Below are 17,104 nucleotides of genomic sequence, written 5' to 3'. Positions count from 1 at the left end.
TTTCCTCTGCTTTCGCTAATAACCATAAGGTAAACATAAAAAAAACTGCTGACAAGCGCGGGAATGGCGTGGCTGGCTTGCTTTTCCCTAAGTGTAAAACGTACCATGAAGCACTTGTTTGTCGAGGGGATCGCCAATGTTTACGGGAAGTATTGTTGCACTCGTTACGCCAATGGATGACAGCGGTAATGTCTGCCGGTCGAGTCTGAAAAAACTGATTGATTATCACGTCGCCAGCGGCACCGCGGCGATCGTTTCCGTCGGCACCACAGGCGAATCTGCTACCCTGAGCCATGAAGAACATGGTGATGTGGTGATGCTGACCCTGGAGCTGGCCGATGGCCGTATTCCGGTGATTGCCGGAACCGGGGCAAACGCCACCGCTGAAGGCATCTCTCTGACTAAGCGTTTTGAAAATTCCGGCGTTGTGGGTTGCCTGACCGTGACCCCATATTACAACCGTCCGACGCAGGAAGGGCTGTTCCAGCACTTTAAAGCGATTGCGAATAGCACCAGCCTGCCACAGATGCTGTATAACGTTCCCTCGCGTACCGGTTGTGACATGCTGCCGGAAACCGTTGCCCGCCTGGCCGAAATCAAAAATATTATCGGAATCAAAGAGGCAACCGGGAACTTATCGCGGGTTAGTCAGATCCAAGAGCTGGTTAATGAAGATTTCATTCTGGTGAGTGGCGATGACGCGACTGCGCTGGACTTTATGCAACTGGGCGGCAAAGGCGTCATTTCGGTGACGGCCAACGTGGCTGCGCGCGAAATGGTCGAACTGTGTCAACTCGCACAGCAGGGCAATTTCGTCGAGGCACGCCGCCTGAATCAGCGTCTGATGCATCTGCACCAGACGCTTTTCTGTGAACCCAATCCTATCCCGGTGAAATGGGCTGCGAAACAGCTAGGATTAATCGCTAACGACACGCTGCGTCTGCCAATGACGCCACTGACTGCAGCCGGCCAGCCGAAAGTGGAGCAGGCGCTGGTGAAAGCGGGTTTGCGATAATTTAGGGAGTTTGAATGAATTACTCAGTAAAGCGGTCAACAGTAGCCACAGTGGTGGGGCTTTCTACCCTGATGCTGTTGTCGGCCTGTTCAAGCGATCAGCGTTATAAGCGCCAGGTCAGCGGTGACGAATCTTATCTTGAAGCCAGTCAGTTAAATGAACTGAAAGCGCCTGCCGGAATGATCCTGCCGGTGCAGCGTGGTGATTTCGACGTGCCGCGCACGACCAGTCAGGCACCCACCGGCAAGCAGCTCGACATCCGTCCGCCAGCCCAGCCGCTGGCGCTGATGAACGGCACCCGCGCACAGTTCAGCAACAATACCGGCGCGCTGATGATTGATAACAGCCGCGGCTCAGTCTGGTCGCAGGTCGTCAACGTGGTGCAGTCATACAAATTCCCGATTGCCTCACGTAATGACGCAGGCCAGCAGCTGACGACGGACTGGGTGCAGTGGAACCGTGCTGATGAAGATCAGCAGTATCGTGGTCGCTACCAGATCAGCGTGCAGTCGCAGAGCTATCAGCAACAGTTAACCGTTCGTCTGCTGGAGCTGCAGCAGGATGGTAAAACCATTACCTCACCTGTGCAGATCCAGCGTTACACCGCGCAGATGCTGAATGACATCAGCACCGGTATGGACAAGATTGATACGGCGAGTGAAAACGCGGCCTCTGGTCGGGTGAATGGGGCCATTGATGTGCAGAGCGGTGCAGATGATACCGGCCTGCCACTGCTGATCCTGCGTACGCCATACAACGTGGCATGGCAGCGTCTGCCTGATGCAATGAAACGCGTCGGGATGGAAGTGACCGACACGACCCGCTCAACCGGCAGCATGAAGGTGACCTACAAGTCACTGAGCAGCAGCGACTGGGATTCAGTCGGTGCGAAAGATCCGGAATTACCAAACGGTGATTACAAAGTGCAGGTCGGCGATCTCGACAACCGCACCAGTCTGCAATTCATCGACCCGAAAGGGCATGTGCTGACCCAGTCGCAGAACGATGCGCTGGTGGCCGTGTTCCAGGCGGCGCTGAACAAATAAAGTTGCCCCAGGCCGGAGATTCTCCGGCCTTTTTATTTTGTTTTTGGCATAATAGCGCGCGGCGAAGTAAACGATTGCGTCAAGGCAATCGCCGCAGCGGCACTGGCCGCTGAACACCCGTTATTTCAAGTCTGGAGTGAACAAGATGCAAAAGCGAGCTGAGTTGTATCGCGGTAAAGCGAAAACCGTATACAGCACCGATAACCCGGATCTGCTGATACTCGAATTCCGCAACGATACGTCAGCAGGTGATGGCGCCCGAATAGAGCAATTTGATCGCAAGGGAATGGTTAACAACAAGTTTAACCATTTTATCATGACTAAATTGCAGGAAGCGGGTATCCCGACCCAGATGGAAGCGCTGCTGTCAGATACTGAAGCGCTGGTGAAGAAGCTGGAGATGGTGCCGGTAGAGTGCGTGGTACGTAACCGCGCCGCAGGCTCGCTGGTAAAACGTCTGGGCGTGGAAGAGGGCATTGTGCTCAATCCGCCGCTGTTTGATCTTTTCCTGAAAGATGATGCAAAGCATGACCCGATGGTCAATGAATCTTACTGCGAAACCTTTGGCTGGGTCAGCAAACAGAACCTGGCGCGGATGCAGGAGCTGACCTTTAAAGCCAACGAGGTGCTGAGCAAACTGTTCGACGATGCGGGCCTGATTCTGGTCGACTTCAAACTGGAGTTTGGTCTGTTTAACGGCGAAGTGACGCTGGGCGATGAGTTTTCGCCAGACGGTGCGCGCCTGTGGGACAAAGAGACGCTGGATAAAATGGATAAAGACCGTTTCCGCCAGAGTCTGGGCGGCGTGGTGGAAGCCTATGAGGCGGTTGCACAGCGGCTGGGCGTGAAGCTTGACTGAGTTTGCCTGCCGCGCAGAAAGAAAAAGGAGAGCCCCGGCTCTCCTTTTTTCATTTCAGGGTAAAGCTGGTGATTGCTGCCTCACACAACTAAAATCATGCCATCTGAAAAAATGACTGAGGGAATACAGCATGCGCTGGCAAGGGCGTCGCGAAAGCGACAATGTAGAAGACCGTCGCGATCAATCGTCCGGTTTAGGCGGCGGAGGCCGCCAGATTCGTCTGCCGCGCGGTAAAGGCGGTATTGTGCTGCTGATTGTCGTGGCCATCGCGGGTTATTACGGTTACGACCTGACCGCACTGCTGACAGGCGGCGAAGTTGCACCGACCAGCCAGCAGCAACAGCGCAGCGTCAGCGCCAATGATGATGAGGCTGCGAAATTCACGAAGGTGATTCTGGCCACCACGGAAGACACCTGGGGCAAACTGTTCCAGCAGATGAACAAACAGTATGTGCCGCCGAAGCTGGTGATGTATCGCGGCGCAACCCGCACCGGCTGTGGTACCGGACAGTCAGTCATGGGGCCGTTCTACTGTCCTGCCGATCAGACCGTCTACATCGACCTCTCTTTTTATGACGAGATGAAAACCAAACTCGGCGCGGACGGTGACTTCGCCCAGGGCTACGTCGTCGCGCATGAAGTTGGCCACCATGTCCAGAAACTACTGGGTATTGAACCGAAAGTGCGTGAGATGCAGCAGGGTGCCAGCCAGACGCAGGTCAATCAGCTCTCCGTCAAAATGGAACTGCAGGCGGACTGTTTTGCCGGTGTCTGGGGACACTATATGCAGCAGGAAAATATCCTTGAAGCGGGCGATCTGCAGGAAGCGCTGAATGCCGCCGAGGCAATTGGCGATGACCGCCTGCAGCAGAAAGGTCAGGGCCGCGTAGTGCCGGACAGCTTCACCCACGGCACGTCTGAGCAGCGCTACACCTGGTTCAAGCGCGGGTTTGATGGTGGCAATCCAGGACAGTGCAACACCTTCGCCAGCAACTGATGAGTCTGCAGCCTCTTACGCAGCTTATGCAGCAGGCCGGTGTGCGTCGTCTGGCGGTGATCAGCGGCGACCCGGCCTGGTGTTTACTAAGGGCTGCGGCGTGGCGTGAAACGCTGACCGGCGACTGGCTGGCGTTGAGCCCGGAACCGCTGTTCTCTGCTTCGGATAAAGGGCCGGGTCAGTATAAAACGCCGGTCCTGCACAAACAGCCTGCTGCGGTGCGCACGCTGCTTGGCCGTGAATTTCGTCATGCTCTGTTTGACGCTCGTCAGGGCTTTCATGCCGACGCTTTCGCTGCGCTGGCTGGCACGCTCACCGCCGGTAGCTGGCTGTTACTGCTGGTGCCGCCCTGGGAACAGTGGGCGAAGCAGCCTGACAGCGACAGCCTGCGCTGGGCCGATGTCGCTGAACCCATCGCCACCCCTTATTTTGTTCACCACCTGCAACAGCTGATATTAGCGGATGACCAGGTGCTGGTGGAGCGGCAGCATCAGCCATGCCGGTTTCCGGCGCAGCCGGACTGGCCGCAGTGGCACTGTCAGGCACCGCAGCAGCAGCAGGCGATACTCGATCAGCTGATGAGGCTGCCATCGGGGGTTGCCGTGCTGACCGCGCCCCGCGGACGCGGTAAATCGGCGCTGGCGGGTATGCTGGCGCGATTGAACGGACATTGTCTGGTGACGGCTCCGGCCAAAGCCTCAACGGAGGTGCTGAGCACCTTCGCCGCTGACGCTTTTCACTTTATGGCACCCGATGCGCTGCTGGCGCTGGAGACGCCGCCGCAGGCGGAATGGCTGATTGTGGATGAAGCGGCGGCGATCCCGGCACCGCTGCTGCAGGCGCTGGTCAGTCGATATCCCCGTGTATTGCTCACCACCACCGTACAGGGCTACGAAGGAAGCGGGCGCGGGTTTATCCTTAAATTCTGCGCCGGGCTTCCTGATGCACACTATTTTACGCTCGATGAGCCGCTGCGCTGGTCGCGTTTCGATCCGCTGGAGCAGTGGCTGAACCAGGCGCTGCTGTTTGACGATGCCGTCGCGACCGCACCCGATTCTCCTGTAACGCCTCATCGTGTTGAGCGCCACGATTTCAGCGCGCTGGAGGCCGCGTATCGTCTGCTGACCAGTGCACACTATCGTACCTCGCCACTTGATCTGCGCCGCCTGCTGGATGCTCCGGGTATGCAGCTGTGGCGGGCCGGCGACGCGTCGGCGTTACAGGGTGCGCTCTGGCTGGTGGAAGAGGGCGGTCTTGAACCTGCACTGGCACAGGCGGTCTGGGCGGGCACCCGGCGACCCCGCGGGAATCTGGTGGCGCAGTCGCTGGCAGCCCACGCTGGTCTGGCTGAGGCGGCGACATTGCGCTCGCTGCGCATCAGCCGTATTGCCGTGGCGGCGGAGCGGCGTCGTCTGGGAACCGGACAGCAGCTGGTTGCGGCAGCGGCCAGTGCGGCAGCCGGATATGACTACCTCTCCGTCAGCTTCGGCTACACTGAATCTCTCTGGGCGTTCTGGCGCGCCTGTGGCTTTAGCCTGGTGCGGATTGGCAGTCAGCGCGAAGCCAGCAGCGGCTGCTACGCGGCGATGGCCATGTTGCCCTGTTCTGCTGCGGGTGAGGCATTGCAGCACCGCGCGGCAGAACAGCTGGCGCGAGACTGGCCGCTGTTGCGCCAGCATATCGCACTGGAACTGCAGTTTGATCAGGTTACTGACGACGGATTGACCGCGCAGGATATTCGTCTGGCGGCGGGTTTTGCCTGGGCGCAGCGGCCACTGGAAGCGAGCCTGCCGGTGTTGCAGCGTCTGGTGCAGGCCAGTTCAGCCTCTTTACCGCTGCTGGCTGCGGCGGTGGCCACACCCACAGCCCTGGGCGAACTGGCCCAGCAGGCGGGAGTGAGTGGGCGCAAAGCGCTAGTCGCAGCGCTGCGGCAGCAGGCGGCAGCGGCCCTCCAGACACTGGGCGTTGATGCAGCCTTGCTGCACCTGCCGTTGAAATAATTCGACCAGCTGGTTCAAATTATCCTCATATGATTTTATGCCATGCGGCGTAGAGTGAACACAGGAGGTCAACATGACACTGAAATATGTAATCGTTCAACAGCCTGCCACCACAGCACAGCTGTTTCTGCTCTACCATGGCGTTGGCGATAACCCGGATTCAATGGGCGAGATTGGCAACTGGTTTGCCCGAACGTTTCCCGACGCGCTGGTGGTGTCCGTCGGCTCGCCTGGTGCGAGTCGTCAGTGGTTCGGCGAAACCGACCTGCACGATCAGACCGTCCAGCAGCGGGTTGATGCGGCCATGCCGCAGTTTGTTGGGTCTGTGCGTCACTGGCAAAAAAAGAGCAGCGTGCGGCCGGAAGCGACAGCCTTAATTGGCTTTTCGCAGGGCGGCAGTATGGTGCTGGAAGGGATTAAGGCGCATCCGGATCTGGCGGGCCGCGCGGTGGTGTTTAATGGCCGGTTTATCACCTTGCCGGAGAAGGCCAGCACCCGCACCACCATCCACCTGATCCACGGTGATTATGATGAGCAGGTCCCGCTGCACCATGCGCAGCAGGCGGAGCATCGGCTGACCGCCTGCGGTGGCGACGTTACCCTGGATATCGTTGACGATCTGGAGCACGCCATCGATCACCGCAGCATGGAGCTGGCGCTGAATCATCTGCGTTATACGGTGCCAAAACGCTACTTTGATGAGGCGTTAAGCGGCGCAAAACCGGGTGACGATGATGTTATCGTGATGATGTAAAAAGCCCCTGCGCAAGCTCGATCTTAACGCTGATGAGAGCTGATTTTGTGAAGAACCATAAAAAAGCCCCTGCATAGCAGGGGCTTTTTCGTTTACTTCTTCTTCGGCCAGTTGTCGTCGTCATCCCATTTATCGTTGAAATCACGATGCGGCGGCAGGTCAGGTTTGTTATCCATAAATTTTTTATGATCGATGCGTTTCAGATCTTTATAAACGTTCATCAGCACGCCAACCATCAGCAGGATCACCAGGATCCACCAGTAATCTTTAATAAATTCCATTTGCTGCTCCTTAAAACCGCCGTCAGGCGATCAGTTGTTCCATGATGCGTTGGTACATCCGGCTCAGCATCTGCAGGTCGGAGGCTTTCACACACTCATTGATTTTATGAATGGTGGCATTCACTGGCCCCAGTTCCACCACCTGTGCACCCATCCGGGCAATAAAGCGGCCATCGGAGGTTCCGCCCGTGGTCAGCAGCTGCGGCTTAATTTCATTATAGTGCGCTACAGCTTTCACGACGGCATCAACCAGCTTACCGCGCGTGGTCAGGAAGGGCTGGCCAGAGAGTTTCCACTCAATGGTGTAACGCAACTGGTGACGATCCAGCAGCTCTGCGACCCGCTGACGAATCATCTCATCGGTGAGTTCGGTGCTGAAGCGGAAGTTAAACTGCACAAACAGCTCGCCGGGGATCACATTGTTACTGCCGGTGCCCGCCTGGACGTTGGCAATCTGCATGCTGGTCGCCGGAAAGAACTCATTCCCCTGATCCCACTCGGTCGCGACCAGCTCGTTCAGCGCGGGCATCGCCCGGTGAACCGGGTTATCCGCCAGATGCGGATAGGCGACGTGGCCCTGCACGCCATGCACCATCAGGTTAGCGGTGATCGAACCGCGACGGCCATTTTTCACCACATCACCCACCACTTCTGTGCTGGAGGGCTCGCCGACCAGGCAATAGTCGAGCCGTTCGCGGCGCGCCATCAGCCGCTCAACCACTTTAACCGTGCCGTTGGCCCCGCTGGCCTCTTCATCAGAGGTAATCATAAAGGCGAGTCGCCCTCGGTGATTGGGACGCACCGCAACAAAACGTTCGGCAGCCACCACCATTGCCGCCAGAGATCCTTTCATGTCGGCCGCGCCGCGGCCAAACAGCATGCCGTCGCGGATGGTGGGTTCAAATGGCGGATTAATCCAGCGGCTGGCATCGCCAGGCGGCACCACATCGGTGTGACCGGCAAACGCCAGCGTTTCACCTTCGCCACGGGTGGCCCAGAAATTCAGGGTGTCGTCGATGTTCATCGTTTCAATCTTAAAGCCAATAGCTTCAAGACGGGCGATCAGCAGAGCCTGACATCCGGCATCATCGGGGCTGAGAGAGGGGCGACGAATAAGCTGCTGCGTCAGCTCAATGACCGGGCAAAACATATTATGACTTCTCCTGGATAGCATTCTGATAGGTGGCTTCGCTGAAACCGGCGAGCAGGGAGCCATCCGGGGCGCGCAACAGCGGACGCTTAATCATGGCGGGATGCGCCAGCATCAGCGCTTTGGCGCTGCTGGCATCGGTAACCGCGTCGCGATCACTCTCAGGCAATTTACGCCAGGTGGTGCCCCGGGTGTTAAGCAGAGCCTGATAACCCAGTGCATCGATAAACTCCTGCAGCAGGGCATCGTTCAGGCCATCCGCACGGTAGTCGTGGAAGTGATAGTCAACGCCTGCGTCTGTTAAAAAGCGCCGGGCTTTTTTTATGGTGTCGCAATTTTTAATCCCGAACATCACCCACTGCGTGCTCATTGCCCGATCCTTATTGTCCTGTGAGAAGTGAAAGCTGAAAAAAGCAGCCAAAGTGCGAGTTTACCATAGTGTGATCCGTTGCGGCATCTGCACAGGCGCGGGAATCGGGCCACAGAGCACGGCAGCAAGGTCATCGTCCGGCATCGGGTAAACGCTATCAATTTCGCAGCTAACCATTACCCTGCTTATCAATAAGAGCTTAGGAATTTCGCCATGTTGATAAAATAGTCTACCGCTGGGTTTAAAATAAATTATTTTCAACGGGGTTAAGGAGTTGCTGAAGTGTGCGTCAGCTTGCAAAACCAGCAACATTCATGTTTTTATGGCGTATGCCGATAGATATAACAGGTGTAAACGTATTCACCTGTATAAAAAAAGAGCGTAACATTGCCAGCACAATAAGAGAGGGCATTATGATTGACACCGAAATGGGAACCTGGAAAGAATTTATCGAAGCGATGTTACGCAACAAGTAACGCGCGAAGAAAAAGCAGGTTAATCCCGCTTGCTGGAATTCTTACCACACACAGAAATAAGGCGGCCACTGATATCAGTGACCGCTTTTTATTTGCGCCTCTACTTAGTCGAGCGGCTTCTCTTTGAGCGGGAAACGGCGGCGTACCAGTACAAAGAACAGCGGCACAAAAAAGATCGCCAGCAGTGTGGCAGAGATCATTCCGCCCATCACACCGGTTCCCACGGCATGCTGGCTGCCGGAGCCTGCACCGCTGCTGATCGCCATGGGCAGTACACCAAAGATAAAGGCCAGCGAGGTCATCAGAATCGGCCGCAGGCGCTGACGCGATGCCTCCAGCGTAGATTCCACCAGCTCGCGTCCCCGGCTGTTGATCTCATTAGCAAATTCTACAATCAGGATGGCGTTTTTGGCGGATAACCCCACTACCGTCAGCAGGCCAACCTGGAAATAGACGTCATTTTCCAGCCCACGCATCCAGGTGGCGATTAGCGCCCCGACCACGCCCAGCGGCACTACCAGCATCACCGAGAACGGGATCGACCAGCTTTCATACAGCGCGGCCAGGCAGAGAAAGACCACCAGCAGCGAAATCGCATAAAGTGCCGGTGCCTGCGAACCGGAGAGCCGCTCCTGATAAGAGGCACCGGTCCACTGGAACCCGACGCCCAGGGGCAGGGCATTAACCAGTTTTTCCATCTCATCCATCGCCGTGCCGCTGCTGACGCCGCTGGCCGCTTCGCCGACAATCTCCAGCGAAGAATAGCCGTTGTAGCGTTCAAGACGTGGAGAACCGGTCTCCCAGCGGCTGGTGGCAAATGCGGAGAAGGGCACCATTTTGCCGCTGCTATTGCGCACGTACCATTTGTTGATGTCGTCTGGCAGCATGCGGAATTCAGCGGCAGCCTGTACATAGACCTTCTTCACCCGGCCACGATCCAGGAAGTCATTCACGTAGCTGGAACCCCACGCGGTGGTCAGAGTGTCGTTGATGGTATCCAGCGACACGCCCAGCGCCTGCGCTTTACGTGCATCAACATCGATCTGCAGCTGCGGGCTGTCATCCAGTCCATTGTGCCGTACCCGCGACAGCGCGTTGTCATTGCCCGCCATCTCCAGCAGTTTGTCACGCATCGCCATCAGTTGGGTATGACCGACGCCCGCGTGATCCTGCAGTTGCAGGTCAAAGCCGGAGCTGCTGCCCATGCCGGTGATGGCTGGCGGGCTGCTGGCAATCACCCGACCCTCTTTAATCTTCTGAAACGCTTTCGTCGCGCGCTCGATAATCGCGAACGAGGTGCGATCGGCACCGGGCCGCGCTTCCCAGTCTTTGAGCCGCACAAACAGACGCGCCACGTTTTGTCCATTGCCGCCCGGACCTGCGCCGATGGTGGAGAAGACCGACAGCACGTTGGCCTTCTCTTCGGTGAGATAATAGTTTTCAACTTTGGCGACGACGCTGGCAGTTTGCTCGAGCGTCGCGCCTGCCGGAAGCTGAACCTGCGTCAGGAATACGCCGCGATCTTCCAGCGGCAGAAACGACGTCGGCAGACGCAGAAACAGAAAGGCCATCAGGCCGATGATGCCGAGATAGAGCAGCAGCCAGCGACCGCCCTTGCGCAGGATACCCGCGACCCCGCGCTCGTAGCGGTCAGCATTGCGATTAAAGTGACGATTGAACCAGCCGAAGAAGCCGCGACGCTCAGGCTGCTCGCCCTGCGAAACGGGTTTGAGCAGCGTGGCACAGAGCGCCGGTGTCAGGATCATCGCCACCAGCACCGACAGCACCATCGCCGACACAATGGTAATTGAGAACTGACGGTAGATGGCGCCGACGGTGCCGCCGAAAAACGCCATCGGCACAAACACCGCAGAGAGCACCAGCGCGATACCCACCAGCGCGCCCTGAATCTGGCCCATCGATTTTCGGGTGGCGGCACGCGGCGAGAGTCCCTCTTCATGCATGATACGTTCAACGTTTTCCACCACCACGATGGCATCATCCACCAGCAGCCCGATTGCCAGCACCATGGCAAACATGGTCAGGGTATTGATGCTGAATCCGCAGGCATAGAGCACGCTGAAGGTGCCGAACAGTACCACCGGCACTGCAATAGTAGGAATTAAGGTGGCGCGGAAGTTCTGCATAAACAGGTACATCACGCCAAATACCAGCACAATCGCCTCCAGCAGTGTCTTCACCACATCGGTGATTGACGCTTTAACGAAAGGGGAGGTTTCATAGGCGATTTTTGCTTCCAGACCGTGCGGGAAGTAGTGGGACAGCTCCTCAATGCGCGCCCGCACCAGCTTATCGGTGTTCATCTCGTTGGCACCGGACGCCAGCTTCACCCCCAGGCCTGACGCGGGCTGGCCGTTGTAACGACTCAGATAATCATACTTCTCAGCGCCCAGCGCCACGCTGGCGACATCGCCCAGCGTCACCACCGAACCATCGGGATTGTTCTTCAGGGTAATCGCCCGGAACTGCTCAGGGGTCTGCAGCATCGACTGGGCGTTGACCGTAGCGTTAAGCGCCTGTTTCTCTACCGACGGCAGGCCACCCACCTGACCCACGGCAACCTGGGTGTTCTGCGACTGGATCGCACTGACCACATCTTCCGTGGTCAGCGAATAGGCGATCAGTTTATTGGGATCGAGCCAGATACGCATCGCATATTGCGAGCCGTAAGCGTCAACCTGGCCGACGCCATCAATACGGCTTAGCGGATCCTGAATATTACTGGCGACATAGTCTGAAATATCCTGCTTATCCATGCTGCCGTCGGTTGAAACGAATGCCACCATCAGAATATTACTGTCACCGGTTTTATTGACGGTCACACCCTGCGACTGCACCGCCTGTGGCAATTTGCGCAGTGCGGATTGCAGCTGGTTCTGTACCTGCTGACGGGCTTCATCGGGATTGGTCCCGGCGGTAAAGGTGAGGGTGATCTGTGCCTGGCCGGTGTTGCTGCTGTTAGAGGACATGTACATCAGATTATCGATGCCGGTCATGTTCTGCTCGATCACCTGGGTAACGGTGTTTTCCAGCGTCTGGGCGGATGCGCCCGGATAGTTAGCGGTGATGCGCACGTTGGGCGGTGCCAGATCGGGGTACTGTTCAATAGGCAGCGAAATAATCGAAAGCGTGCCACACAGGCACAGCAGAATCGCCAGAACCCAGGCAAAGATAGGGCGGTCGATAAAGAAATTCGACATTAAATCGACACTCCTCACTACTTTTATCGTTGGTCAGGCCCACCAGCAACGGGCGCTCTGGCAGGAAAATCGGCGGGTCTTTGCCATGATTCTCCGCCGCCGTTTACTCTACGTGCGGCAGCGGGGGAAATCGTGGAGAAATTGAGGAGAAAATGTAAATTCGTTGGCTATTTGCGGCTTTCAAGCCACATCACCGTGGCGGCGACGCGTGAGCGGACATCCAGTTTCCGCAGCAGGTTACGAATGTGCACTTTTACCGTCTCTTCAGAGATATGCAAAATAGCGGCAACCTCTTTATTCGACAGGCCACGCGCCACCTCCTGCAGCACATCCCGTTCGCGCCCGGTGAGCTGACGCAGAGGATCGGCACTGTGCTGGCGATTAGCCAGATAGCGGGTGACGCCCTCGCTGAAGACCTTTTCGCCCCGCGATGCCTGCAGGATATGCCCCAGCAGGACCTCCGGCTCGCTGTCCTTAAGCAGATAGCCGTCAGCACCGGCATCCACCATGGCAAAAATATCGCTGCGGGCGTCAGAAACGGTCAGCACCAGAATGCGCGAACTGATCCCTTCATGGCGCAGCGCCTTCAGCGTATCCAGTCCGGACATGCCTTTCATATTCAGGTCGAGCAGAATGATGTCCGGTTCCTGATGACGGGCCTCCGCCAGCGCTTCAGTGCCGTTGCTGGCTTCGGCGATCACCTCCAGCCGGGGATCCAGCGCCAGCAGCTGACGGACACCGCGGCGCATCAGCGGATGGTCATCCACAATCATCAATGTTAATGCGGGCTGTTGCATATTTTCTCCGTTGCATGGGTTTCAGACTGCGGCAGATCAGACGGTATTGTTCAGGGACAACATCCTGTTCTGTATCGAATAGTCCGCGGTCAAAAACCAATGGATTATTTAATGAATTAAGACCCGCTCTGGCCTGCTATTCCAGCGGGCGCGCCGGTTGTGGTGGAAAACGCAACTCCACCCTGGTACCCCGTGGCTGTGCGTGGAGGGTCAGATGGCCACTCAGGCGCTGAGCGCGCTCCGCCATAATAGTCAGGCCGTAATGGCCCGGCGGTTCCTCAGTGCTGTTCATCCCCACGCCATCATCCGTAATCGTCAGTAAGTGCTCACCTTTTTCACTGTGCTGATAATCCACCCGGATAACCTGCGCACTGGCGTGACGAATCGCATTCAGCAGCGCCTCACGGACGATCTGCAACACATGCACCTGCTGTTGTGCTTCCAGACTCTGCAGGCCGGTCTGATAGTTAAAGTGTATCTCTGCGCTGCTCTTCTCCTGCAGCGAGGCGATCATCGCCTGCATGGCCGCCACCAGATCCGCCTGCTCAATGGTCAGACGGAAAGTGGTCAGCAGCTCACGCAGCTGACGATAGGCCTCGGCCAGCGCCTGATCGAAGTCCGCGATAATGGTATGGGCGGCACTATTGTCTTTATCAACGGCGCGGCGCAGCAGGGTCAGCTGAATGCGTAAAAACGAGAGCGACTGCGCCAGCGAGTCATGTAATTCCCGGGCAATGGTCGTGCGCTCTTCAATCAGCAGCATCTGCTGATACTGCTGCTGTGCCTGCCAGATCCAGATAGCCCGTCCCAGCATCGCCGCCAGGCTGCGCATCAGTTCATCCGGAGGCGAGGCACCAGCTGTCTGCCAGCGCAGCTCGCCAATCTGCTGCTCGTCCTGCTGTAACGGCAGACGTTGCCACTGACCGGCTGCCTGATCATCACCGGCGCGAAACTGAAACTGGTCGCTGTCGAGCCGGATCGCCGTCAGTTTCTCGCGCGTCAGTACATTGGTTAACACGGCTTCAAACAGTGCCGGATGCAGCGGGCTGGCGGTCAGCATTTGTGAGCTGTCATAGAGTAGCGACAGCGTGCGATTAGCCTGGGTTAAATCTTCTGTTTTGGCGCGCACCGTACTTTCCAGCAACTGGTAGTGCGAATGCAGCCGTGCCGCCATGCCGCTGAAGGCATGCGACAGCACCCGCAGTTCATTCTGCTGCTCAACGTGCAGCGGTGGAAAAGCAAAGTTGCCGCTCTCTACGTAGCGACTGGCGGTGACCAGCGCATTAAGCGGGCGCACCACCTGCAGTCGGGTAAAGCGAATCGTCATCAGTGCCAGCGCCACAATCGCAATCACCCCCACCAGGCTGCTGGCGGCCACCAGATGCATTTTCAACTCGGTATAGCGTTGCAGACCCAGCACAAAGCGATCGATTTCACCGACGTAGATCGGCACCTGCTGCTGATAAGCCACGGTATCGCCCTGTTGCAACTGTTGCTGCAGCGAGGGCCAGGCGGCACGCAGCCGTTGATAGCGAACACTTACTTCACGGGGTACCCAGGGCCGATCAAGTTTCTGCAGCACCGGGGCATCCAGCGTTTGCTGATAGCGCGCCAGATGATGAGCCAGATTTTGCGGCTGACGGCTGGCATCCCAGGCCATGCGATAGCTCTGCATACGTAGTGAACCCGCCAGATTGATCGCCTCCGCGTCGCGCTGGCTGCTCAGGAGCGTGACTAATGCCAGACCGGTGGTGAGCAGCGACAGCAGGACAATGGCGCTGAGCGCCTGAGCGATGCTTTGAGTTACGGAACGTTTAACAATCACATGAATGGCCCTGTTGAGAGTGCGGGAATTATAAGAGCGCATTAACGTAACGCAAATGATCCCTTCCTTGTTTATCGCACAGGACGTTACACATCGCACATAAAATGACCGCAACTGACAGTTCCCAGGACGTGCTGCTGTTCAACGCTTAAAAAAGGAACAGGTTTACATCGTCCCGATGTTGCTTTTCATTGCAGCGTTAATAATTCATCCAGTCATCAACTCAACCCTGAACACAGATTAAGGAGCATCCAATGAAAAAGCTGAATGCTGTCCTGGCGGGGGCATTACTGGCTACCGCCTCATTTGCCACTTTCGCCGCCGCGCCGGTCGATCAGTCGCAGGCGCAGAATATGCAGAGCATCGGTAGCGTTTCGGTCTCCGGCGTTCGCGGCTCGCTGGACGATGCAAATCGGCAGCTGTCGCAAAAAGCGGAAGAGATGGGCGCCAGCCATTACCGCGTTATCGGTGTTGATAACCCAGGCGACTCCAGCCTGTGGAGCGGCACCGCAGAGATTTATCGCTAACCCAACCCTCCTGTTTCCATCCCTGTAGCTTTTACCGGCCTGAAAATGGCCGGTTTTTTTGTTTTTGTGCATCAGGATGGATTCTTACAAATCAGCCTGTGCATCTGCCCGGTATATTTTGCTTCGTTCTTGCAGAACGGGTAGGATTCATCGCCGTAAATTCCCGCGCTGCCTGGCACTCACTCACAGGCAAACGCACAGAGGAAAATACCCCATTTCACAGGGCATTACGCCTGAAATGGGGGCGACGACTGATAGTCAGGACAAACAGGAATGCTATGAAATCTAAAAACAAAACCCCAGGCGAGATGCGCGCTGCGAAACGACGCTGGCTCAACTCTCATGACGCCGGCTACCAGAAGGCGATGGGTAACCGTCACGTACAGATGATTGCGATCGGCGGTGCCATCGGTACCGGTTTGTTCCTGGGCGCAGGTGGCCGTTTGCAGGCTGCTGGCCCCGCCTTAGCCATCATCTATCTGGTGTGTGGCATCTTCTCCTTCTTTATTCTGCGTGCGCTGGGCGAACTGGTGTTACACCGTCCCAGCAGCGGCAGCTTCGTCTCCTACGCCCGTGAATTCCTGGGTGAGAAAGCCTCCTACGTGGCGGGCTGGATGTACTTCGTCAACTGGGCAATGACCGGCATCGTCGATATCACCGCCGTCGCGCTCTACATGCACTACTGGGGCGCGTTTGGTGATGTGCCACAGTGGGTGTTCGCCCTGGGCGCGCTGGCGATTGTCGGCACCATGAACATGATCGGCGTAAAGTGGTTTGCCGAGATGGAGTTCTGGTTCGCGCTGGTGAAAGTGCTGGCGATTGTGATCTTCCTGGTGGTGGGCGTGGTGTTCCTTGGCACCGGCAAACCGCTGGATGGCAACAGCACCGGCTTCCATCTGATCACCGATAACGGTGGCATGTTCCCACACGGCTTACTGCCTGCGCTGGTGCTGATTCAGGGTGTGGTGTTCGCCTTTGCCTCTATCGAACTGGTAGGTACGGCGGCGGGGGAATGTAAAGACCCGAAAACCATGCTGCCGAAAGCGATCAACAGCGTGATCTGGCGTATCGGCCTGTTCTACGTCGGCTCTGTGGTCCTGCTGGTGCTGCTGCTGCCGTGGAACGCCTATCAGGCGGGTCAGAGTCCGTTTGTTACCTTCTTCTCGAAGCTGGGCGTGCCTTACGTTGGCAGCATCATGAATATCGTGGTGCTGAGTGCGGCGCTCTCCAGCCTGAACTCGGGCCTCTACTCAACCGGGCGTATTCTGCGTTCCATGTCGATGGGTGGCTCTGCACCGAAATTCATGTCTAAGATGAACGGTCAGCAGGTGCCTTATGCCGGTATTCTGGTGACCATCGCCGTCTATGTGATTGGTGTGGTGCTTAACTACTATGTGCCTTCTCAGGTGTTTGAGATCGTCCTGAACGTCGCCTCCCTGGGGATTATCTCCTCCTGGGCCTTTATCGTGGTTTGTCAGCTGCGTCTGCGCAAAGCCATTAAAGAGGGCAAGGCGGATGATGTCAGCTTCAAGCTGCCAGGCGCGCCGTTTACCTCATGGCTGACGCTGCTGTTCCTGTTCAGCGTACTGGTGCTGATGGCGTTTGACTACCCGAACGGGACTTATACCATCGCCTCCATTCCGCTTATCGCGGTATTGCTGGTGCTGGGATGGTTTGGCGTGCGTAAACGTGTTCACGCCATAGCTGAGACCGAACAGGATCATCACGAAGAGGAGCCTCAGCCGACCCGACTGGCTGACGACACCTCGCGCTGATAAGCGCTGCA

At 57.0% G+C, this 17,104-nt stretch carries 15 protein-coding genes; 9 read left to right on the top strand and 6 right to left on the bottom strand.

All coding sequences use genetic code 11. The features are described 5' to 3' along the window. The first annotated feature begins 136 nt into the window (after positions 1–136). The 6 genes from dapA to ypfH all read left to right on the top strand — a co-directional run bounded on the left by dapA (position 137) and on the right by ypfH (position 6,671). On the top strand, positions 137–1,015 hold the full coding sequence (gene dapA, locus HFD95_RS10045; protein ID WP_010260008.1) for a 4-hydroxy-tetrahydrodipicolinate synthase: 879 nt from the start codon (positions 137–139) through the stop codon (positions 1,013–1,015). 14 nt (positions 1,016–1,029) lie between these two features. After that, a complete protein-coding gene (gene bamC, locus HFD95_RS10040) occupies positions 1,030–2,061 on the top strand; it encodes an outer membrane protein assembly factor BamC (RefSeq protein WP_010260005.1) in 1,032 nt (343 codons plus the stop codon). Positions 2,062–2,206: 145 nt separating this feature from the next. Beyond that, positions 2,207–2,920, top strand: a complete 714-nt coding sequence (gene purC, locus HFD95_RS10035) for a phosphoribosylaminoimidazolesuccinocarboxamide synthase (protein ID WP_010260002.1) — start codon at positions 2,207–2,209, stop codon at positions 2,918–2,920. Positions 2,921–3,050: 130 nt separating this feature from the next. Beyond that, positions 3,051–3,917, top strand: a complete 867-nt coding sequence (locus HFD95_RS10030) for a neutral zinc metallopeptidase (RefSeq protein WP_033778684.1) — start codon at positions 3,051–3,053, stop codon at positions 3,915–3,917. Beyond that, positions 3,917–5,917, top strand: a complete 2,001-nt coding sequence (locus HFD95_RS10025) for a tRNA(Met) cytidine acetyltransferase TmcA (RefSeq protein WP_167430187.1) — start codon at positions 3,917–3,919, stop codon at positions 5,915–5,917. The genes HFD95_RS10030 and HFD95_RS10025 overlap by 1 nt, the downstream gene beginning before the upstream one ends. Positions 5,918–5,990: 73 nt before the next feature. Continuing rightward, the gene (gene ypfH / locus HFD95_RS10020) at positions 5,991–6,671 is read left to right on the top strand and encodes an esterase (RefSeq protein ID WP_022624149.1); all 681 of its coding nucleotides are present in this window, start codon (positions 5,991–5,993) and stop codon (positions 6,669–6,671) included. Positions 6,672–6,763: 92 nt separating this feature from the next. Here ypfH and HFD95_RS10015 read toward each other — a convergent pair whose 3' ends face one another. From HFD95_RS10015 to HFD95_RS10005, 3 genes are read right to left on the bottom strand one after another with little or no spacing between them, the layout of a single operon-like run. Beyond that, positions 6,764–6,952, bottom strand: coding sequence for a YpfN family protein (locus HFD95_RS10015; RefSeq protein WP_003848800.1), 189 nt, complete (start codon positions 6,950–6,952; stop codon positions 6,764–6,766). A 22-nt stretch (positions 6,953–6,974) separates the two neighbouring features. Next, entirely contained in the window at positions 6,975–8,102 is a 1,128-nt protein-coding gene (dapE, locus tag HFD95_RS10010) for a succinyl-diaminopimelate desuccinylase (RefSeq protein WP_010671351.1), read from the bottom strand. 1 nt (position 8,103) lies between these two features. Next, positions 8,104–8,472, bottom strand: a complete 369-nt coding sequence (locus tag HFD95_RS10005) for an ArsC family reductase (RefSeq protein ID WP_010671352.1) — start codon at positions 8,470–8,472, stop codon at positions 8,104–8,106. A 284-nt stretch (positions 8,473–8,756) separates the two neighbouring features. Here HFD95_RS10005 and HFD95_RS10000 point away from each other — a divergent pair, with 284 nt between their 5' ends. Beyond that, positions 8,757–8,948, top strand: a complete 192-nt coding sequence (locus tag HFD95_RS10000) for a hypothetical protein (RefSeq protein ID WP_010259981.1) — start codon at positions 8,757–8,759, stop codon at positions 8,946–8,948. Between the two features lie 104 nt (positions 8,949–9,052). Here the strand turns inward: HFD95_RS10000 and acrD are convergent, their stop codons facing one another. From acrD to narQ, 3 genes are all read right to left on the bottom strand, one after another. After that, positions 9,053–12,169 carry a multidrug efflux RND transporter permease AcrD gene (gene acrD / locus HFD95_RS09995; RefSeq protein ID WP_033758593.1) on the bottom strand — a complete coding sequence of 1,039 codons (3,117 nt, stop codon included), beginning with the start codon at positions 12,167–12,169 and terminating at the stop codon, positions 9,053–9,055. Between the two features lie 167 nt (positions 12,170–12,336). Further along, positions 12,337–12,966 (bottom strand): response regulator, encoded by a 630-nt coding sequence (locus HFD95_RS09990; protein WP_089415049.1) that lies wholly within the window; start codon positions 12,964–12,966, stop codon positions 12,337–12,339. Positions 12,967–13,102: 136 nt separating this feature from the next. Next, on the bottom strand, positions 13,103–14,791 hold the full coding sequence (gene narQ, locus HFD95_RS09985) for a nitrate/nitrite two-component system sensor histidine kinase NarQ (RefSeq protein ID WP_167430186.1): 1,689 nt from the start codon (positions 14,789–14,791) through the stop codon (positions 13,103–13,105). 254 nt (positions 14,792–15,045) lie between these two features. Here narQ and HFD95_RS09980 point away from each other — a divergent pair, with 254 nt between their 5' ends. After that, complete coding sequence (locus HFD95_RS09980; protein WP_167430185.1) at positions 15,046–15,318, top strand: DUF1471 domain-containing protein; 273 nt, start codon at positions 15,046–15,048, stop codon at positions 15,316–15,318. A gap of 278 nt (positions 15,319–15,596) precedes the next feature. Further along, positions 15,597–17,093, top strand: coding sequence for an L-asparagine permease (gene ansP / locus HFD95_RS09975; RefSeq protein WP_010259970.1), 1,497 nt, complete (start codon positions 15,597–15,599; stop codon positions 17,091–17,093). Positions 17,094–17,104 lie beyond the last annotated feature (11 nt).

This window comes from Pantoea sp. EKM10T, from assembly GCF_011800685.1.
GTDB classification, from domain to species: Bacteria; Pseudomonadota; Gammaproteobacteria; order Enterobacterales; family Enterobacteriaceae; genus Pantoea; species Pantoea agglomerans.
This window is presented reverse-complemented; position numbering and strand designations above follow the sequence as displayed.